A 19,970-nucleotide genomic window follows, 5' to 3' on the forward strand; every position below is an offset into this window, starting at 1 on the left:
TTAAATGAATATATTAGCGAATACCCAAGGCAATCCGGGCATAACGACTTAGACGGTCGGTCGTCCAAGCTGGCACCCAAACTAAGTCTACCTTTAAGCGTTCAACCCGGTCCATATCTTTAAAAGCATAGTCCACCGAGTCCATGATGATATCCTGTAAGGGACAGCCCATAGTTGTTAAGGTCATTCGGACCAATAAACTGCCCTGGCCATCATAAAAGAGGTCATAGATTAAACCAAGATTAACAATATCAATGCCTAATTCAGGATCAATGACCGTTTCAAGGGCGGCCATGCAGTCTTGGTAAAAATCAGGATCCATTTCTTCTAAACGTTGAAAATTATCCAGCTGGTCAAAAGCATCCTTATTTGTCATCCTACTAGCTCCTATCTAGATATTACTGTCATATCTTGGTTATTAATTTCCTTAGCTAAAATTGGGGCAATTTCCCGGGCAATCGTCGAGCCAAAAGTCAAAATTTCATACAAGCTTTCCACATCTTCAGCAACTCGGGTCAGGTGGCGCATAAAAACCTCTCCCGTATCAGTTAAGATAACATTATAGTAGGCAGACGGTCCCTGATTCAGACGATTGATTGTTTGACGCGCCTGGTCTGCTAGATTTGGGTCCTTGACCTGTAGCAATTGGCGATAGGTGATTTGGGCTTCAGTCGACCGGACGCCTGGCTGAAAGGGCCTAACAACAATATTGAAGGGCAACACCTGGTCAGCAGTCAGCTGATAACCACCAGAATAGGCCACTTGTTCTCCTTTTAATTCCGATTTTTGATAAGGAATCTTCTTGTCAGTTAACATATCCTCAACTAGTTTTTCGATTGATAATGCCTTAGCCATAATACCCTCCATCAATTTGTCAAATATTAGCCTTATTGTATCATAGCTAAATCCTAAATATAAAGTAAAGCAGGTGGTATAATATAAAATATAGAAACAAGAGAAAGGAAGAAAATATGTTAAGCGATGACTGCGCCCGCTATGTCTTGCGGGAAATCATGTCCCTATATCCCAATGCCCAGACAATCTTAAAATACCATAATACCTATGAACTCCTTGTCGCCGTGATGCTCAGTGCTCAAACCACTGACATTGCTGTAAACAAGGTCACACCCGCTCTATTCCAGCGTTTTCCTACGCCTTACGCGGCCGCCCAAGCCTCAGCTGAAGAAATCGAGCCCTATCTCAAGAGCATTGGCCTCTATCGCAACAAGGCCAAGTACATGTATGAAATAAGCTGCCAGTTGGTCGACCGCTTCGCTGGTCAAGTCCCAAACCAGCGTAAGGACCTAGAATCTTTATCCGGTGTGGGACGTAAAACTGCTAGTGTCGTGCTTAGTGTGGCCTTTAAAGAGCCAGCCTTTCCAGTTGATACCCATATTAGCCGGGTCTGCAAGCACCACAAGATCGTTCCAGCCAAGGCCACTGTCCGCCAGGTTGAAGACCGGGTAGTCAGTCTATTGGACCCCGAAGAACTTCATCAGGCCCACCACGCCCTAATTTTCTTTGGCCGCGAAGTTTGCCACCCTCGCAATCCAGAATGCCATAAATATCCTGAACTCTATCAATGCCAAGAAGAAATCCCTGATAAGTAAAAAAATCCCCAGCCATTGTATCGGCTGGGGATTTTTCCTTCAACTAAGCGCTTAACTAAAGAGCATGAAACCATTATAAACATTAATCGCACAAACTAAAATAATGATAGCCCGGAAAACCAGGTTAATTTTATCATCGGCCATAACTCTACTCAACTTGGCGCCTAGGAAGCCACCGCAAACACCAGCGACAATGATATAAGGCATTAGGCCCATATCATAGCGATCAAAGCCAGTTGTTAAAGCAATGGTGATGATCTTTGATAATTGTGAAAAGAAAATCGTACAAATGGAATAAACAGTAGCTGGTTTAATCGGCATCGCAAAGAGCAACATCAATAGCGACACATTAATCGGCCCACCGCCGATGCCTAGTAAACTAGCCAAGAAACCTAAGAAAAGGCCGGCCCCGGCAAACCATTCCTTACCGGCTAATTGAAAGCTAGGCAGGTCAAAACGGTTATAGACATAAGCAAAAATTAAGGTAATAACAGTTAAAACGATTTGCGTTAATTGTACAGTATCGCCGTTATAGCGGTTGAGGATCATCTCAAAGACAGAGTTACCTAAAATCCCTCCGGCAACAGACCCCGCTGATAGCCAACCAGCGTTTCCCCAGTTAATATCGACGCCTTGCTTAGACTGTCGGTAGGTAGAAACTAGAGACATAGCAAAGACTGCCACAGTCGAATAAAATGACACCTGCTCAACTGGATCCAGTCCGATTAAATCCAAGACCGGTTTGATAATCACGCCCCCACCCATACCGGAGATAGCCCCCACTGAATTAGCGAGAATAATAACAACAAAATAGAGAAGACCTTTTAACATCCCGTCACCTTCCTTTATTTCCTTTACAGCCATGATAACAAATAAAAAGGACCAGAAGAAGTTTCTGGTCCTAATTTCTGAATGGTCAAGTCTAGTAGAGACTGACTATTTGCGGCGACGCTCAGCGATACGAGCAGCCTTACCACGACGATCGCGTAAGTAGTAAAGTTTCGCACGACGCACTTTACCTTGACGCATTACTTCGATTTTTTCAACACGTGGTGTATGTACTGGGAAAGTACGCTCAACACCGATACCACTTGACATTTTACGCACTGTATAAGTTTCGCTGATGCCATGGCCTTGGCGTTTGATAACAACACCTTCAAATAACTGGATACGCTCACGGGTACCCTCTACAACTTTTGCATGCACACGAACAGTGTCACCAGGACGGAAGTCAGGGATATCTGTACGTAGTTGCTCTTGAGTGATTGCTTCGATTAATTTACTCATGATTTTTTCTCCTTCCAACAAATATTCATATGACCAAGGTCAAAGCGGAATACCGTTTATTTAAGGCTAAAAAGCCTACCGAAATATAATAACAAATTAGCTGGTACTTGTAAAGGTCTTTTTTAATTTTTTTACCATTCAACTAGCTAGTTATTCAGTTTGATCAGCAGCCTGAAATTCAGCCAACCATGCTTGCTCCTGGTCACTAAGCGCATAATTTTCTAAGAGGTCCGGTCGCCGCTGGTAGGTACGACGCAAGGATTCCTTGGCCTGCCATTGGGCCACCTTGGCGTGGTCACCACTTAATAAAATATCAGGCACAGTCCAACCATTATAGTCCCGAGGCCGCGTATACTGCGGGTGTTCTAATAATCCCGTTGAGAAAGAATCACCTACTGCTGATTCAGCATTACCCAAAGCGTTTTCCTTCAGTCTAACCACAGCATCAGCCACCACCATCGCCCCTAACTCGCCGCCGGTCAAAACGTAGTCGCCAATTGAAATTTCATCCGTAATCAAATTGCGGATACGGTCATCATAACCTTCATAATGGCCACAGATAAAGATTAAATGGTCCTCCCGGGCTAATTCTTCTGCCTTAGCTTGGTTGAAAGTCGGCCCAGCTGGATCCATCAAAATGACCCGTGCCTGGCTATCAGGCATTTGCGCACGCAAGTGGGCTAGACTCTTATGAATTGGTTCTACCTGGAGCAACATACCAGCCCCACCACCATAAGGATAATCATCAACATGGCCGTGCTTATTAGTCGCATGTTGGCGAAAATCATAGGTATTAATAGAGACCAACCCCTTAGCTTGGGCCTTGCCTAAAATTGAACTGGTCATCGGACCCGTAAACATATCGGGAAAGAGGGTTAAAAAATCAATTCTCATTAGTCGATCAGTCCTTCCATCACTTCAATGGTTACCCGCCCCTGGTCTAGGTCAATATCTTTAACAACATCCGCAATATAAGGAATTAGGATATCGCGACCAGGGCCCTTTCTTTGGACATGCCAAACATCGTTAGGACCTAAGGCCGTAATTTCGCGAATTTTGCCAAGCTGGTCCCCCTCAAGGGTGTAAACATCCAGACCAATAATTTCATGGTAGTAATATTCATTTTCTGCTAGCTCGGCTTGGTGCTCACCAGCTACAGAGAGAATCGCGCCCTTAAACCGCTCAACATCATTAATGGAATCCAGGCCGGCAAAATGAAGAATATTAAAATTTTTATGGCGGCGGTGGCCGTCAACTGTTACCTTAACAGGACCCGATTCAAGCTCAACGACCAATTCTGACCCTAAAGCAAAACGCTGGTCGGGAAAGTCCGTCGAGGCAATTACCCGGACCTCCCCCTTAAGGGCATGGGTGTTAACAATTTTTCCAACTTTATATAATTCCATCAAAAGCTCCTTTACGAAAATAAAATAAACAAAGATGACATAATAACAATTGAAATTAAAATACTTAGTGAATTGACAGCTGCAGATAATTGAAAATCACTCTTAAGTAGGCGGGTGAAGGTCGGGTTCATGCCAGCAACTGGCGCAAAGCTCAAAATAAAGAGGGCCTGACGCACAGCTTGGTCAAAGGGTAGCAACAAGTAAAGAGCCAAGCCCCAAACTAAAGCTAAGCTATACCGCAGGCCTAGTGATTTAACTAAGAGCGGCAGATTATCCTTGGGTAAAAAGATATTTAAGGCGACCCCAATCATCATCATGGATAAAAAAGTATTAGCAGCAGCTGGCAACTGGGCTAAATCAACGATAAAACGAGGCAAGCGCCAGGAGGCTAGACCGCAAATAATCATTACCATATAAACGACGACAGTTGGTGACTTAAGGATTGTTCTAAATAAGTCAGTAAAACTAAACTGGCCCGCTTGGCCCTGACGCTGGCGAGCAAAGGCATAGTTACCGCCCATCACCATCAAACTTGATCCGGCATCATAGAGAGAAACGGCCAGAATCGGCAGGCCGTCGAGAAAATAGGCAATAAAAGGCAGGGCAAAATTGCCAATATTATAACCATTCACATTAATCATCATAAAAGCTTGCTCTTCTCGATTACGGCCCAGCCAGCTAGCAGCTAGGAGGAAGATAAAATTAGCCAGCATACCTAGCAAACTAATAACTAGCAAATCAGAACCAAAGCTGAGGCCATCTAATTTGACTAAGACAGCTGCTGGCAGGCTAATATACATGACAATTTTAGAAATGGCATCAAAATCACGTTCTCTATTTAAAAGGTCCAGCTGGGTCAACAGATTAGCCAAGGCAATAATGGCAAGCAAAATAAGGACATGGTATAGGGTTGCTAGCACAAGCATTCCTCCTTTTATCTAGGTTGGCTTCAAGTCTATTGTAACGATTATCTGATTAAAAAAGAAGCGCAAGACTTGTCTTAAACTAAAATCAGAATATTCATTTAGAGATAGTATATATAAAGGTCTAAATCCATATAGATAAAATTAAAAGGCTGGGACCTAGTCCCAGCCTTTATTCATAACCTTAGCTATGCTTATCAATAATAAGACGAATCCGGCGGCCATTCTCAGCCCGGATTGAATAAATAATTGTCCGGATTGCATTAATAACCCGACCGTTTCTGCCAATCACCCGGCCCATGTCATCAGGATGGACAAGCAAATGGTACTCAAGAAAATCATCACTATCTTGAATATTGAGTGTCAAATCCTCTGGATGGTCAACCAGTGGTTGGACGATAGTTAATAGTAATTCGTCAATATTAGGCATATAGGTCACCCTTATTTAGCTTGTTTAGACTCGTGGAAAGCTTTCATGATGCCTTGACGAGACAAGATGTTACGCACGGTATCAGTTGGTTGCGCACCGTCTTTTAACCATTTTAAAGCTAATTCTTCATCGATTACAACTTCAGCTGGCTCAGCAACTGGGTTGTAAGTACCAATTTTTTCGATGATACGGCCATCACGAGGTGCCCGCGCGTCTGCTGCTACAATACGGTAGAATGGGTTACGTTTAGAGCCCATACGTTTTAAACGAAGTTTTACTGCCATGAGTTTAATTCCTCCTAAATTTCATTTTTCTAATACTCACATTTGTATACTATAACAAGTTTAACTTATCCCGTCAAGTATTTTTTCTTTACACTCAATATTTCGCCCGGCCCCTGGTAAAAATATTAATAAAGCTAAAGATAAAGAGGCCGACGACACCGATTAGGTAGGCAACCAAACCGCGACTCGCATTGGCCAAACTAATACCAGCAAAAGTTTGGTAGAGATTTGCTGGGACATACTGACCCAACTGGTTTAAAACCACAGATAAGAGGCCGACGAATATGACAATACCTAGTAGGTTTAAAAAGTTCACTAAAAAATTAGTTTTTCTCAGACCCAGCCAGGTACACACCAGGCTGAGTAGTGGCCAAACAACCACTAGACTAGCCGATAATCTTAGCAGGCTAGCCAGTACACCCAAACCAGCTGATAGACTAGTACTGGCCACTAGACCAGTTAGGAGCGCTTGGTCTATATAGTTAGCTGGCAATAAAATTAAGCCACGGAGACTAAAGTCACCAATAAATTGACCAGCTAGCACGCCATAAAGGTTAATAGCAGCCAATATAGTTAACAGTCCTTTCAAAAAGAAGTTGCCTTTAGCCCGCCTTGGCTTGGCTGGCTGGTAGACTGACTTCACTGCCGGACCACTAACTCGCTCCCTACTTTGACGCCGAACCTTAGGCCAAGTCGGCAAAGGAATACGGCTCATAATTTCTTGGTTGAGGGCAGTATTTTGCCCTTCATTATTAACTGCCACAACATAAATGATAATCAAGCCGATGATCAAGGCCACAATCCCTAGCCAGGTAGACAAGAGGGCACAGAGAAAAATCATCAAGTAAACAATATGGACAAAGGCCAAGTTATTTTTAATATAGTTGAAAAAATAATGACCATTCTCTTGGTTGAAGCGGTAAGAGCTTGTCTCATTGTTAGCAGCAGTGGTTTGCTTAGTAGGCTGACTTTTATGATGACGGCGGCTCATCCGTGTCTGCCCCGCCACCTCTTCTGGCTGGCTTGGTTCAAAATCAACCGGAATCGTTGGGTCAGTCTGGTCCACTTCAGTAGCTGTAATTTGATAGCCACAATAAGGACAGCTCGTCACCTGAGGACTTAAGGGCTGACCACATTGGGGACAAAAAATAGTTTTAGTCATCCAACCCCCTACTTTCTAATTATTTTTTGCGGCCACCACGACGGCGGGCCTTCTTCATTTGCCGGGCTAGTTTTTGGGCCTGGATTTGGTCACGCTTGTTACCAGGCATTTGACCACCCCGCATGCCACCACCCATACCACCAAACATGTTGCCTAAGCCGCCCAGGTTACCATTAGTTAAGTTAGACATCATTTCCCGGGTCTGGTTAAATTGCTTGATTAAACGATTAACCTCTTGGATTGAAGTTGCAGACCCCTTGGCAATCCGTTTGCGACGAGACTGGTTAATCTCATCTGGATTTTCCCTTTCATAATTAGTCATCGATTGAATAATGGCTTTAACACGAGCTGTTTCCTTAGGGTCAACCTTTAATTGATCCAAACCAGGCAACTTATTCATACCAGGAATCAACTTAATTAAATCTTCCAAAGGCCCCATCTTGTTCATTTGATCCATTTGTTTGAGGAAGTCATTGAAGTCAAAGGTATTGGCTCGCATTTTCTCTGCGACGCGCTCAGCTTCCTGCTCATCAAATTCAGCATGGGCTTTTTCAATCAGTGTCAGCATGTCCCCCATACCTAGAATGCGGTTAGCCATCCGGTCTGGGTAGAAAATTTCAATATCGGCTAATTTTTCTCCAGTACCGGTAAACTTAATCGGTTTACCAGTAATAGAAACGATGGATAAGGCTGCCCCGCCCCGGGAGTCCCCATCAAGCTTGGTCACCACTACCCCGCTAATACTCAAATCTTCATCGAAGGCCTTGGCGACATTAGCTGCCTCCTGGCCTGTCATGGCATCAACTGTCAGTATAATTTCATCAGGTTGAACAGTGGCCTTGATATTTTTAAGCTCATCCATCAAGGCTTGATCGATTTGTAGACGTCCAGCCGTATCAATAAAGACTAAATCATAACCGTGCGCTTTGGCATAGGCTAAACCTTCTTGGGCAATATCGACCGGATTGGCCTCAGTCCCCCGATCAAAGACATCGAGTTTGAGCTGATTACCAATCGTTTTTAGCTGGTCAATCGCAGCTGGCCGGTAAACATCGCCAGCTACCAAGAGCGGTTTCTTGCTATCCTTATCCCGCAAATAATTGGCTAATTTACCAGTGGTCGTGGTTTTACCAGCACCTTGCAAACCAACCATCATAATCACAGTTGGGCCCTGATCATTGTAAGCAATGCCGACCTGGTCGCCCCCCATTAGATCAGTTAATTCTTCATTAACAATTTTAATCACTTGTTGGGCTGGTGATAGGGAGGCTAAGACCTCAGCATTTAAAGCCCGGTCATTAACCCGGCGAACAAAATCCTTGACCACCTTAAAATTAACATCTGCTTCTAATAGAGCTAGGCGGACTTCCCGCATCATCTCTTTGAGGTCAGCTTCACTAATCTTGCCTTTTTTACCCATTTTTTCAACCGCGCCCTGGAGGCGGTCAGATAAACTCTCAAAAGCCATTCTATCTCTCCTTAATTATCCAAATTAATCAATTGCTCCAGGAGTTCCCTCAGTTCGGGATCTGGATGCTGGTCGCTATAATGCTTTAAACAATCAATAATAGCCAGGCGTTGGTAGTAACTTTTGGCCAGGCCTAGCTTGTCCTCGTACTTCAGTAAGGTCTTTTCTGTTCTTTGAATATTATCATAGACAGCTTGACGGCTGACCGCAAAATGATCAGCAATCTCTCCTAGCGAGTAATCATGACGAAAATAGAGGTCTAAGTAATCCCGCTGCTTATTGGTCAGCAAGGGCGCATAGAAGTCAAATAGCATATTTACTTCATTCGTTTTATTTAACTCCATCTTGGCCTCCTATTGTCAAGTTCATTTCCTTTACAACTCCTTAGCTTACCGAAGTCCCCGGCTATTGTCAAACACTTACTTGACTACCCTTTTCACTTTTCGACAGTTATAATAGATGAAACAGTCTAAGTAAATATTTGAGGGGGATTTTTATGAATCTAGCTAGCCAAATTTTAACCATCTTAATGGACCAGCCAGGGGAGACCCTATCTGGTCAGAGGCTCGCCGATACTTTCGCGGTCTCGCGCAATGCCATTTGGAAAACCATCAAACAACTCAACCAAGAAGGCTATCAAATCACCAGCCAGGGCCGGTCAGGCTATCAACTGGAAAAGCTGTACCAGCGAGCTGATAGCCGGCAATTGCAAGCCTTACTGTGTCATGAGCCAGCTTTGCCAGCTATCCATATCGCAGTGCATGACCAGGTGACCTCAACTAATGACCTAGCCAAACAATTTCTGATTGACCACCCTCAGGATATCGGCCTCTTTATCAGCCACCAGCAAACCGCTGGCCGCGGCCGGCAAGGGCGGCCCTTTAATTCAAATTTGAGTCACGGTCTCTATTTTAGCCTGGCCTTTGGCCCCAAACAAGCTGACCCCCAATTGATTTCTCTCTATACCATTGCTGCTGCGACTGCCTGCTGCCAAGCCTTGGCACCCTACCTTGACCAAGAACTAAAAATTAAATGGGTCAATGATCTTTTCTACCAAAAACGAAAAGTAGCGGGCATCCTCTGTGAGGGCATTACTGACTTAGAAAACATGCGAGTATCAGGTCTCTTAGTTGGTATTGGCCTTAATTTAGCTGGCGACTTTAGCCAGGCTGACCCAGCTATTCAAAAAGTAGCCGGCACCCTCTTTGGCCACCACCTACCGGATAATTTTAATGAAAATCAATTTTTAGCTAGCTTCCTTGTTTACTTTTATCAATACCACAAAGAGCTAGCTAAAAAAGCTTTTATTCCTTACTACAGTGACCACCTGCTGGGGCGCGGTCAAAGGGTCTCTTATCAATCAGCCGGCCAGGAAGAGCAAGGGGTCATTTTAGGAATCAATGATATGGGCCATTTATTAATTGACCAGGGGCAAGGCGAGGTCAAGGAACTGATGAGTGGAGAAGTCCATTTCGGCTCTCAACAATTTACTAGCTGACAGATTATTTAAATAAATCACTATCATCATAGTTGTTTTTTATTAGACTATACTATTGAAATGCAGTGTCTTGAAACCGCAAATTGAAGCAACTAATTTTCATATTTACAACATGCAGTAGACCACCCCAGATTGAATACAGAATACTATTACTAAAGCTCTATAAAACAGGTTGCATTAGTCCATGAAAACCAGCTGTTTGCCTAATCTTTTAAAAGTGCACAACCCAATCCGGTTGACATACAGAGCTGGATTCTAAAAATATTCGAATTATCTTTTTATAAAACCGCTAAACTTACTTGCCTTAAATTTGTAAAATATTGTCGCTCATTTAAGACGGTCTCCCACGCTCAGATAGATTACTAATAATATAGAATTAGGATAGCCCAGATATTTGGCAGCGATATGCTTACCAGATATCTGAGCTATTTTTTGTATGACTTCTTTTTCTACTTAAGCTAATAATAAAATTATAAAAAGCCCCCGTCAGATTATATTAGCGGGGGCTAACAAGTCATGTGTGAGGGGAAGACTTGTTATTTTTACTAGGAGGTTATATTAGTTATCTAATCTTCTTTACGTTTGCTACCAGCAAAAGCAAGCACTGAACCGATTCCAATCAAAGTGACACCTACAGTACCTAAACCAGCTGCGGCGCCAGTGTTAGGAAGTTCATTTTGATTAGTTGTTTTCCCAGATTCTTCTGGTTTACCTGGCTCTCCTGGCTTACCTGGTTCGCCCGGTTTACCTGGTTCGCCCGGTTTACCTGGTTCTCCTGGCTTACCTGGTTCGCCTGGTTCGCCCGGTTTACCTGGCTCTCCTGGTTTACCTGGTTCGCCCGGTTTACCTGGTTCTCCTGGTTCGCCCGGTTTTCCTGGTTTGCCTGGTTCTCCTGGTTCGCCCGGTTTACCTGGTTCGCCTGGTTTGCCTGGTTCTCCTGGCTTACCTGGTTCGCCTGGTTTACCTGGTTCGCTCGGTTTACCTGGCTCACATGGATTGCAGCAAGGAATTTCAATCGTTACGGTCGTATTATCGGTGTAAACAATGGTTAACTGACCATCAATAGTATAAATCTTCTTAATACCGCGGCCATCTTTACCATCGCGGACAAAATGACGACTTGATTCATTACCATCTGGGTCTTTGACAATTATCCAAAGGCCAGTCTCACCTTTGTCATTTTTGCCCGGTACGGTCTCGATACTTGGTGAGCGACCATCTTCTCCGTCTTTGCCATCGCGGACGAATTCACGAGAAACTTCATTGCCATCACCATCATAGATGATAATCCATTGGCCACTTTCACCTTTTTCGTTCTTACCTGGTTCGACTTTGACAGATGGTGTTTTACCGTCGACACCATCTTTGCCGTCTTTGCCGTCATTACCATCTTTGCCGTCGCGGATGAACTCACGAACGATTTCATCGCCATTCGGACGGCTAATGATTAACCAGTGGCCCGTATGACCTTGGCTATCTTTGCCTGGCTCGGTACGAACTTGTGGTGTTTCGCCATCTTTGCCGTCCTTACCATCTTTTCCGTCACGGCCATGGTAAATGGTTCTCGTTTCAGTTGATCCATCTGGGTGGGTAATGCGGATAGTTACACCAATCTCATTGCCATCACGATCAACAACAGGTTCGGTTGTGAGGGTTGAAGATTTACCGTCTTTGCCATCTTTACCGTCGGCAACAAAGTCACGGTCTAATTCTTGACCTGTTTGGCGGTCACGGATAATAATCCATACCCCGGTTTGGCCATTGAAGCTACCTGGTTCAGTCGTTGCTGTGATTGATTGACCATCCTTGCCGTCCTTGCCATCACGACCATCACGGATGATGTGCGTATGGCTAGTGCCGTCAGGATTGTTAATCGTAATTTCAACGCCTGTTTCAGTATCCTTAGAAGAAATGGTTGGTGTCTTACCATCTTCACCATCGGCAATAAATTCGCGGTCGATTTCTTGTAAGCTATCACGGTCACGGATAATCACCCATGCCCCAGACTTACCATTGTAGTCGCCACGTTCGACAGTAGCAATAATTGACTTACCATCAACCCCGTCTTTACCATCTTGACCATCACGACCATGGTTGATAATACGCGCTTCCTGACGGCCGTCTGGATGCGTAATTGTAATCTTATAGCCGAGTTCTTTGCCGTTAGTATCGGTAATTGGCTCAGTGGTAATTTCAGATGAGTTGCCATCTTTACCATCTTTACCATTAGCGACAAAGTCTCGATCTAATTCTTGGCCTGTTTGGCGGTCACGAACAATAATCCAGACACCTGTTTGACCTTGGAAATTACCAGGCTCTGTTTGAACAGTAACTGATTTACCATCTTGTCCCTTATCACCTTTCTCACCTTTGGCACCGTCTTTAACTTCGCCGGTGGCAACTGGATCTTTAGTTTTATCAGGTTCACCTGTTGATGGATCTACTGGATAGAATTTAATAGTAGTTATGCCATCTTTACCTTTTTCAACTACTGGTTTGTAGGTGATGCCATCTTTACCAGCTTCACCCTGGGCACCTTTCTCACCTTTCTCACCTTTGGCGCCGTCTTTAACTTCGCCGGTGGCAACTGGGTCTTTAGTTTTATCAGGTTCACCTGTTGATGGATCTACTGGATAGAATTTAATAGTAGTTATGCCATCTTTACCTTTTTCAACTACTGGTTTGTAGGTGATGCCATCTTTACCAGCTTCACCCTGGGCACCTTTCTCACCTTTCTCACCTTTGGCGCCGTCTTTAACTTCGCCGGTGGCAACTGGGTCTTTAGTTTTATCAGGTTCACCTGTTGATGGATCTACTGGGTAGAATTTGATGGTGGTCGTGCCATCCTGACCTTTTTCAACTACTGGTTTGTAGGTGATACCATCTTTACCATCCTTGCCAGGTTCACCCTGGGCACCTTTTTCTCCATCTTTACCATCAGGAATAAAAGTAGTTTTAGGGGTTTCTACAATATTACCATCAGGTCCATAACTCTTGTTAACTACAGTAACTAAGGTACCGGGAACAGGGGTACTACTTCCTTCAACAGTTCCAGTGGTCCTTTTAGTTGTTACCACAGGAGTTAAGCCGTCACGATTAGGTGAACCAGTTCCTCGAATAATAACTTCATCTCGTTTTTCAATAAGATGCTTACGACTTTTTTCCTCAAAATAGTCTTTAAAATTATCCTCGGTTAAATCTTGTCTATCAAGAACATCTTGTTTTTGTTCATAGATAACACGATCAATACCAACTTTCCCGCTTACTTTTACAACTTCAACCCCTTGAGGTAGATTAGGGTTTTCTTCGTATTTAGTTTCAAAATCAGTTGTTTCAGTACGCACTTCATAGTGTTTCACACGACGGAATCCAGAGTTAACCACTTGGTCTGCACTTAAATTACTAATAATTGGAGATGTTAAACCTACAGAATCAGCTTTTTTTACAGGGACAAAGCGATTAGGCGCCTCGAACTGAACTCGATAGCTCTCTTTACCTGCTACATTATCGAATCTGTAGTTTCCATTTCCACTAGTTATAGTTGTCGCTATAACTTTTTTATCACCACTGAGTAAATGCACCGTTACATTAGCTAGATTTTCTTCTCCGGATTTTGTTCCGCTACCATCAGCATCATTCCAGACATTACCAGTAATATTATAGGTTGGAACATTCCCAATCTCAGGAATTAATTCAGTCACAATCCCAGATACATTACCTGTGTTATATAATGAACCATTCACCTCAAGAAATTCACTTGTGGGGTTAGTACCTTTATTACCGGTATTTAAATCTACAGCTTGGTTTCCAAATTCGTCAACAAAAGTGATCTTGACAACAGGATCTCCACTATTATATTGTAAAGGGCTCTGTGGTTGAAGCGGTTGCTGGTCATTCGGCACTCTAACAGTCACTACATTATTTCCAGGAGTTAGATTATGCTCTGTGAAGTTGCCCCCTGGATAAGTTACTCGCATTTTTGACTTGGTATCTGTTAAACGTGCTAATGACAAGTCATCAATCGTTACCTTAAATGATGTATCATTTGGATTGATATAGTTTCTACCATTCATATCCCTTACAAACGGAGTATTAATAGCTGGGCCAATTCTGCGTTCGACATTTAATGTTTTACTAAAGCTGGTACCAGTATCTGTAGCGGTAACTTTATCGCCTACTTTAAAATTAGTTCCCTTAGGTACGTCCAGTTTCCAAACACCATCTTGATTAGCTGTCGTTTGTCCTAGTAGGGCATTATTATGAGTTATTTGAATAGTGTTACCAGCAGATGCCCGGCCAGAAATTTCTGTTTGATAGAGTGTATTTTCAAATTTACCATTAGCTTCGATATAGTCTGGCCCAAATGATAAACTGCTGGCAGCAGTTGTAGGTGCAGCCGCACTAGCCATCAAGGCATTATTTGAATACAAACTCTCTCTATTGGTTACAGCACTTGCATTAACAGCTTCTGCTAAAAGATCGTCTGCTGTTAATGTTCTCGTTAAGTTTCTATAATTCAAAGCATTAAAAGCCGATAAACCTATATTTGGTGTATCTAACTTAAGTTTGAAATCTTGATTATTGCTGGCTGAACTTAAGTGATCACTATTAGAAGAAGTACGATTTTTTCGGTTTCGTTTTGTCCTTGAGTACTAGAAACACGACCAGCTTGTTGATTATCGATCTCAGTATCTAACTGACTCTTATTAGCTTTTTCTGTTTTTTCTACTTTTTCGGATTTGTCAGATTCGGCTGACAGATTGTTCTCACTATGATTTTTACTTTCTGAATTTGAAACTTTTTTATCATCTAACTGACTATTAACCGTCGAAGTATCCTCAGAAATAGATAAGTCACTAGGTAGCTTTTCTTTAGTTAAATCGACAGTGTCACTACCTGCTGCTTCAGAAGCAGGTAAATTTTCTTCTCGTTTGTTTTCGTCACTACTAATTTCTGTAGTAAGCCTATTATTTGCCTCATTTTCTGCTAAAGGAACTGATGTTTCAAGATTTGCATTAACGGCTTGGTTTCCTTCTAAGGCAGCAGCTTGAGCAACAACCATTTCACTATTTAATAAGAAACCTGCCGCTACTGCTACAGATGCTACACCGATACTCAATCGTTTGATTGAGTATCGGTAAAATTTATTAGCCATCTTTTCTTGGTGAACTTTGTGATTATTTTTACCTACCATACAAACAACTCCTATCTAAAAAAACGGCTAAAGAAACTAGAGAATGGTCTTCGTGAATTAACAAAACGGTTGGTTGATGTAGCGTTAGACCTTACAGGTTTTGGTGCAGAGAACATCGATGCGTTACGTGCTAGTGAAGTTACATCTTCGCCCCTTCCACGTAACACCACTTTATTTACCGGAGATTTGATTGGAGTCCTAGTCACCTTTGGATTTGGTTGAGCAACACCATTAATATAGGTTGTTTCTGTAACAACTTTAATAATGCCGTTCTCGCCCTCAGTTTGAACTACATTTGTACCAAATGGTCTAGATGAATCATCAACATAAATTACTTTGAAAGGAATTTGTTCATACTTCACTGACTCAATAACCTCTACCTTACGCGTACCGACTTCAATAATTTTATCTTGTTTATTGCGGACAGTAGTTGTTGTTACTTGAGGATTTGGCTGAGCAACACCATTCACATATTTGGTAATTGTTGTAATGCGCTCAAGACCTTCAATGCCCTCTTGGATAACACGAGTTTCGCCTTCAGTTAAATCAGGGTTTTCACGCTTAATTACCTCAAATGGAATTTTACGTTCCTCTACTTTTGATTTTTCCTCGACTTTACGCGTACCAACTTCAATAATTTTGTCTTGCTTGTTGCGAATTGTAGTTGTCGCGACTCTTGGATTTGGTTGGGCAACACCATTAATATAGCTAGTAGTTGTTGTGACACGCTCAATTCCTTCGATACCATTTTGGATTACGCGAGTTTCTCCTTCTGCTAAAGCTGGATTTTCACGAGTTATCACCTTAAATGGAATAATTCGATCTTTAACAACTGATTTTTCCTCGACTTTACGCGTACCATATTCAATAATTTTATCTTGCTTATTTTGAATAATTGTTTGATCAATATCGAATTGAGATACAATTTGTCCATTCCGTGTCACAATTTGAGTTGTAATTTCAACAATTCCATTTTGTCCTTGTTGAATAACACGAACTTCCCCTTCTGCTAACTGTGGATTTTCACGACGAATCGTATTGTAAGGAGTTTCCATCCGCCGTTTTACATGACGAACATCTTGCTTGCCTGTACCAATTTCAATTATTTTATCTTGTTTGTGTTGTAGCACTCTATTTTCAACTTGTTGACGTTTGATTTCTTGATGGTTTTCGTACCAAATACGGTCTGTTGTTCTTTTAATACCATTGCGTCCAAATTGTACAACACGTTGTAAACCTTCAGATAAGTTTGGATTTTTACGATAAATTGTATTGTAAGGTGTTCTAGTTTCTTTAGTAATATCCTTACTTTCTTGCAGAATAGGATCTTTCTTCTTCAAGTAGGTAATACTTGCTGTCCCGTCTTGACGAACGGCTACACCAGCTCCGCCACGATAATAAGGAGCAACCTCAGAAGTGATCGCAAAGGTATAGTTTTTACGGCGATCAACACCAAGAGCAGCAGCGTTAACTGATTGACGGATTTGTCCAGTACCATCGCCATATACAACTGAAAGTTGTCCATCAATAGCAGTATATTTTATCTTGATCGGCTCTAATTCTTCCGGACGGAACATCGATTGATCAGTTTCAGTCCTTTTTTGTGGTTTAGCGTTAATATAGTCGAAGCCTTGAGTATTTCCGACAATTTCAGAATTACCCTGGTTATCATTTTTAACAAATCCTGTATAACCACGCTTAGCAGCACCTATTCTATTAGACATACCGCCTTTATCCATTTTATTTGTTTCAGGATTATAGCGGATATCAATTTTATAGCCAAAGCTATTAGCTACACCTTTATCTTTTAGAATACCACCTTGGTTAATATAATCTTGGCCCCGTTTTTCACCTTCCATAAATAGGAAACCGAAACCATCTGCATTAGTAGTATTTCCTTGATGGTCAAGACGCACTTCAAAGTTCATTTCAAAATCATGATCAAAACTAATGCTGTCTTTTTTTACTAAAGCACCCCGCTGTGTCTGAACATTGTTTATCATTTTACTTCCTAGAGCATTAGAATTACCAAACTGAACAGTATTTACATTTTCAGCAGAACGATCAGCCTTAGCAGGATTATATTCTGTAGGGTCAAACTTTGTGACATTTGGTCCAAGACGATCAAATTTATCTAAGCCAAGTCCTTTTTCAGTGACAACTTCCTCGTCTTGTTTAATTTCAGAGCTTACAACTTCTTCTTTAATAACACGAGTTGTTTCAGGTTGGTTTGTATACTCAATAAATTCGTCTTCAGTACTAGTCGTGGTACCATCTAGATTCTCATTACTTATACCATAACTAGCTGAATTATTAGTGACAACCGGTCGTTCCGTCGCTGCTTGAACCACTGCTTCTTGACTAACTAAAAGCAAACTTGCACCTAGCGCTACCGAAGCAACTCCTACCGATAATTATCTAATTGCGTACTTATATCTTTTTTCCCTTAAAATATTAGTATTACTAGCTTCCATTTTTGCCCTCCTGGATATTTTAAAACTATTTTATTCTAGTTTTGATTATGATAGCAAATAGTTCCAGAAAAATTAAGACATTTTTTGCATATTACCAATTTTATTAGGGTTTTAGTTAAAAAACTCACATTTATCAGTACCAAAAAGCACCTCAAATATACAATATCGTATATTTGAGGTGCTTTTTTGTAGCAACTTAAATTTACTTTGACACAATAAAGAAGAATTTCCACAGTTAAATAATACAGTTGTTGTTTAAATATCAAGCTGTATTTTTTACTTTTTGCATCTAAAAAAACTAAAAATAAACATTTTTTAATTATCACTTAAATGTAAAAAGGCTAGGACACCTGCCCTAGCCTTTTTAATATACTCATTTAAACTTCAACAACGTCCTTGACCAATTGATAGATAAAGGCTTCCGCATCAAAGGCTTGCAAATCATCCAATTGCTCACCCAAACCAATGAACTTAACCGGAATATCTAACTCATAACGAATGGCGAAAATAACCCCACCCTTGGCGGTACCATCTAACTTGGTCAAGACTAAACCTGTAATATCAACCGTTTGGTCAAATTCTTTAGCCTGAATTAAGGCGTTTTGACCAGTAGTCGCGTCTAGAACTAATAAGGTCTCATGGGGCCCGCCAGGAATTTCCCGTTCAATGACCCGTTTCATCTTCTCTAATTCAGCCATCAGGTTAACCTTGTTTTGCAAGCGCCCCGCTGTATCAACTAGCAGGTAGTCAAAATCTTCTGTTTTTGCTTGCTTGACTGCATCAAAAACAACCGAAGCGGGATCGCCATTAGGTCGGCCGACTACAACCGGCACGTCCACTCGCTTGCCCCACTCTTCTAATTGGGCCACAGCACCAGCCCTGAAGGTATCGCCAGCAGCTAAGAGCACTTTCTTACCTTCTTGCTTAAGTTGGTAGGCCATTTTACCAATGGTCGTTGTTTTACCGACACCGTTAACTCCTACAAATAGGACAACAGTTGGTCCGTCAGGATTTTCTACAATAGCCACATCAGCCTGGCCACCCTTATCATAAATCTCAATCATCTTTTGGATAATCGTATTTTTAACATCCTCACCCGACCGGGCATTCTTTAGCTGGACTTCCTCGCGTAGGGCGTCAGACAGAGCTAAGGTCATATCAAAACCCACATCGGAAGAGATTAGCACTTCTTCTAAGTCATCGAAAAAGTCTTCATCTACCTCCCTGAAACCAGCAAAAAGTTCATTCATCCGGTCAGAGAAGGACCGACGCGTTTTCTCGACCCCCTTGTCATACTTGTCAAAGACAATCTGGTCTTCTTTTTCTTCAGCTGTCTGGGCCTGGTCAGCAACTAGGGGGTCTTCCCCAGTAAAGGCCTTTTTAATACGATTAAATAAGGACATCACATTCACCTTTTTCTTTATTAATTCAAGACAAAATGGTCGATAGCCTGGGCTACGCCATCTGCCATGTTAGAGCCAGTAATATAAGTTGCATAAGCTTTTATATCATCACGGCCATTAGCCATAACAACTGCCTCTCCTGCCCATTGTAACATAGCTAGATCATTCTCTTCATCACCGATGGCCATGACTTGGTCAGCCGTTAAATCCAATCGTTCAGCCAAGCGAGCCAGGCCATAAGCCTTGTCAATACCCAGCGGCATAAATTCTAGTTGGTGGGGGTGAGACCGCATCACCGACAAGCCAGCTAAAAGCTCAGAATCTAACTTAGGCAATTGTTGGGCTAAATGGTCGGAATCAGTAGCCACAACACATTTAAATACCAAATCTTGGCTTGTTAAGCTGGTCGGATCCTGCTCATTAAAGGGGAGGAAGGGCATGGTCTTGTGGTAATTCGACGGGTAAGCAAGTGGATCAGGAAAGGCATAGACCTGGTCTAAACCTACTGCCACCAAGGGGAGGTCTAATTCATGACAGGCCTGGTAAATAGCCTGCACCTGGTCTTTGGTCAGGTGACGATCAGCTATCACATCCTTAGAACCATTATTTAATACCAGCCCCCCATTATAGGTCACCGAATAATGGGCATCATTATCAGTTCCTAAAATTTGATTAAAGGCCTGGATGGCTTCAATGGGACGGCCAGTCGTAATCACGACATGAACCCCTTGGTCAATGGCTTGGCTAATACTAGCCACATTGCGGGCAGATATTTGCTTGTCGTCAGTCAGTAAGGTCCCATCTAAATCAATGGCAATTAATTTTATCAAG

General features: G+C 42.3%; 19 protein-coding genes. 2 read left to right on the forward strand and 17 right to left on the reverse strand.

Going from position 1 to position 19,970, the window contains the following annotated elements; translation table 11 throughout:
- Positions 1-13: 13 nt before the first annotated feature.
- The gene (locus AWM75_RS02555) at positions 14-322 is read right to left on the reverse strand and encodes a metal-sulfur cluster assembly factor (RefSeq protein ID WP_067980851.1); all 309 of its coding nucleotides are present in this window, start codon (positions 320-322) and stop codon (positions 14-16) included.
- A 65-nt stretch (positions 323-387) separates the two neighbouring features.
- Positions 388-855: a hypothetical protein gene (locus AWM75_RS02560; RefSeq protein WP_067977859.1), complete on the reverse strand. Its 468-nt coding sequence runs from the start codon at positions 853-855 to the stop codon at positions 388-390.
- A gap of 116 nt (positions 856-971) precedes the next feature.
- Here AWM75_RS02560 and nth point away from each other — a divergent pair, with 116 nt between their 5' ends.
- Positions 972-1,610 (forward strand): endonuclease III, encoded by a 639-nt coding sequence (gene nth / locus AWM75_RS02565; protein ID WP_067977861.1) that lies wholly within the window; start codon positions 972-974, stop codon positions 1,608-1,610.
- Positions 1,611-1,661: 51 nt separating this feature from the next.
- On the opposite strand, the gene AWM75_RS02570 is transcribed toward nth, so the two are convergent.
- The 10 genes from AWM75_RS02570 to AWM75_RS02615 all read right to left on the reverse strand — a co-directional run bounded on the left by AWM75_RS02570 (position 1,662) and on the right by AWM75_RS02615 (position 8,914).
- On the reverse strand, positions 1,662-2,474 hold the full coding sequence (locus AWM75_RS02570) for a sulfite exporter TauE/SafE family protein (RefSeq protein WP_235585068.1): 813 nt from the start codon (positions 2,472-2,474) through the stop codon (positions 1,662-1,664).
- A 72-nt stretch (positions 2,475-2,546) separates the two neighbouring features.
- Entirely contained in the window at positions 2,547-2,897 is a 351-nt protein-coding gene (gene rplS / locus AWM75_RS02575; protein WP_067977867.1) for a 50S ribosomal protein L19, read from the reverse strand.
- A gap of 150 nt (positions 2,898-3,047) precedes the next feature.
- Positions 3,048-3,791, reverse strand: coding sequence for a tRNA (guanosine(37)-N1)-methyltransferase TrmD (gene trmD, locus AWM75_RS02580; protein ID WP_067977869.1), 744 nt, complete (start codon positions 3,789-3,791; stop codon positions 3,048-3,050).
- Positions 3,791-4,306, reverse strand: a complete 516-nt coding sequence (gene rimM, locus AWM75_RS02585; protein WP_412459295.1) for a ribosome maturation factor RimM — start codon at positions 4,304-4,306, stop codon at positions 3,791-3,793. The genes trmD and rimM overlap by 1 nt, the downstream gene beginning before the upstream one ends.
- An 8-nt stretch (positions 4,307-4,314) precedes the next feature.
- Positions 4,315-5,223, reverse strand: coding sequence for an AEC family transporter (locus AWM75_RS02590; protein ID WP_067977873.1), 909 nt, complete (start codon positions 5,221-5,223; stop codon positions 4,315-4,317).
- A 187-nt stretch (positions 5,224-5,410) separates the two neighbouring features.
- Positions 5,411-5,656, reverse strand: a complete 246-nt coding sequence (locus tag AWM75_RS02595; protein ID WP_067977875.1) for a KH domain-containing protein — start codon at positions 5,654-5,656, stop codon at positions 5,411-5,413.
- A gap of 11 nt (positions 5,657-5,667) precedes the next feature.
- Positions 5,668-5,940 carry a 30S ribosomal protein S16 gene (gene rpsP / locus AWM75_RS02600; protein WP_067977878.1) on the reverse strand — a complete coding sequence of 91 codons (273 nt, stop codon included), beginning with the start codon at positions 5,938-5,940 and terminating at the stop codon, positions 5,668-5,670.
- Positions 5,941-6,034: 94 nt separating this feature from the next.
- Positions 6,035-7,102 (reverse strand): zinc ribbon domain-containing protein, encoded by a 1,068-nt coding sequence (locus AWM75_RS02605; protein WP_067977880.1) that lies wholly within the window; start codon positions 7,100-7,102, stop codon positions 6,035-6,037.
- Positions 7,103-7,121: 19 nt separating this feature from the next.
- Positions 7,122-8,570, reverse strand: coding sequence for a signal recognition particle protein (gene ffh / locus AWM75_RS02610; protein WP_067977883.1), 1,449 nt, complete (start codon positions 8,568-8,570; stop codon positions 7,122-7,124).
- A gap of 11 nt (positions 8,571-8,581) precedes the next feature.
- A complete protein-coding gene (locus tag AWM75_RS02615; protein WP_067977885.1) occupies positions 8,582-8,914 on the reverse strand; it encodes a putative DNA-binding protein in 333 nt (110 codons plus the stop codon).
- A gap of 152 nt (positions 8,915-9,066) precedes the next feature.
- On the opposite strand from AWM75_RS02615, the gene AWM75_RS02620 reads away from it, so the two are divergent.
- Positions 9,067-10,068, forward strand: a complete 1,002-nt coding sequence (locus tag AWM75_RS02620) for a biotin--[acetyl-CoA-carboxylase] ligase (protein ID WP_067977887.1) — start codon at positions 9,067-9,069, stop codon at positions 10,066-10,068.
- A gap of 566 nt (positions 10,069-10,634) precedes the next feature.
- On the opposite strand, the gene AWM75_RS02625 is transcribed toward AWM75_RS02620, so the two are convergent.
- The 5 genes from AWM75_RS02625 to AWM75_RS02645 all read right to left on the reverse strand — a co-directional run bounded on the left by AWM75_RS02625 (position 10,635) and on the right by AWM75_RS02645 (position 19,969).
- Entirely contained in the window at positions 10,635-14,588 is a 3,954-nt protein-coding gene (locus AWM75_RS02625) for a collagen-flanked surface repeat-containing protein (RefSeq protein ID WP_145862467.1), read from the reverse strand.
- A 74-nt stretch (positions 14,589-14,662) separates the two neighbouring features.
- Positions 14,663-15,262: a YSIRK-type signal peptide-containing protein gene (locus AWM75_RS02630; protein WP_067977892.1), complete on the reverse strand. Its 600-nt coding sequence runs from the start codon at positions 15,260-15,262 to the stop codon at positions 14,663-14,665.
- An 11-nt stretch (positions 15,263-15,273) separates the two neighbouring features.
- On the reverse strand, positions 15,274-17,613 hold the full coding sequence (locus AWM75_RS02635) for a G5 domain-containing protein (protein ID WP_158320150.1): 2,340 nt from the start codon (positions 17,611-17,613) through the stop codon (positions 15,274-15,276).
- Between the two features lie 500 nt (positions 17,614-18,113).
- The gene (gene ftsY, locus AWM75_RS02640; protein ID WP_067977896.1) at positions 18,114-19,139 is read right to left on the reverse strand and encodes a signal recognition particle-docking protein FtsY; all 1,026 of its coding nucleotides are present in this window, start codon (positions 19,137-19,139) and stop codon (positions 18,114-18,116) included.
- 20 nt (positions 19,140-19,159) lie between these two features.
- On the reverse strand, positions 19,160-19,969 hold the full coding sequence (locus AWM75_RS02645; RefSeq protein ID WP_067977898.1) for a Cof-type HAD-IIB family hydrolase: 810 nt from the start codon (positions 19,967-19,969) through the stop codon (positions 19,160-19,162).
- Between the last annotated feature and the right edge of the window lies 1 nt (position 19,970).

This window comes from Aerococcus urinaehominis (assembly GCF_001543245.1).
GTDB lineage: Bacteria > Bacillota > Bacilli > Lactobacillales > Aerococcaceae > Aerococcus > Aerococcus urinaehominis.

Coding starts and splice junctions, on each gene's coding strand:
- AWM75_RS02555 (WP_067980851.1), bottom strand. CDS start 322: ATGGATCCTGATTTTTACCAAGACTGCATGGCCGCCCTTGAAACGGTC.
- AWM75_RS02560 (WP_067977859.1), bottom strand. CDS start 855: ATGGCTAAGGCATTATCAATCGAAAAACTAGTTGAGGATATGTTAACT.
- nth (WP_067977861.1), top strand. CDS start 972: ATGTTAAGCGATGACTGCGCCCGCTATGTCTTGCGGGAAATCATGTCC.
- AWM75_RS02570 (WP_235585068.1), bottom strand. CDS start 2,474: ATGGCTGTAAAGGAAATAAAGGAAGGTGACGGGATGTTAAAAGGTCTT.
- rplS (WP_067977867.1), bottom strand. CDS start 2,897: ATGAGTAAATTAATCGAAGCAATCACTCAAGAGCAACTACGTACAGAT.
- trmD (WP_067977869.1), bottom strand. CDS start 3,791: ATGAGAATTGATTTTTTAACCCTCTTTCCCGATATGTTTACGGGTCCG.
- AWM75_RS02595 (WP_067977875.1), bottom strand. CDS start 5,656: ATGCCTAATATTGACGAATTACTATTAACTATCGTCCAACCACTGGTT.
- rpsP (WP_067977878.1), bottom strand. CDS start 5,940: ATGGCAGTAAAACTTCGTTTAAAACGTATGGGCTCTAAACGTAACCCA.
- AWM75_RS02605 (WP_067977880.1), bottom strand. CDS start 7,102: ATGACTAAAACTATTTTTTGTCCCCAATGTGGTCAGCCCTTAAGTCCT.
- ffh (WP_067977883.1), bottom strand. CDS start 8,570: ATGGCTTTTGAGAGTTTATCTGACCGCCTCCAGGGCGCGGTTGAAAAA.
- AWM75_RS02615 (WP_067977885.1), bottom strand. CDS start 8,914: ATGGAGTTAAATAAAACGAATGAAGTAAATATGCTATTTGACTTCTAT.
- AWM75_RS02620 (WP_067977887.1), top strand. CDS start 9,067: ATGAATCTAGCTAGCCAAATTTTAACCATCTTAATGGACCAGCCAGGG.
- AWM75_RS02630 (WP_067977892.1), bottom strand. CDS start 15,262: ATGGTAGGTAAAAATAATCACAAAGTTCACCAAGAAAAGATGGCTAAT.
- ftsY (WP_067977896.1), bottom strand. CDS start 19,139: ATGTCCTTATTTAATCGTATTAAAAAGGCCTTTACTGGGGAAGACCCC.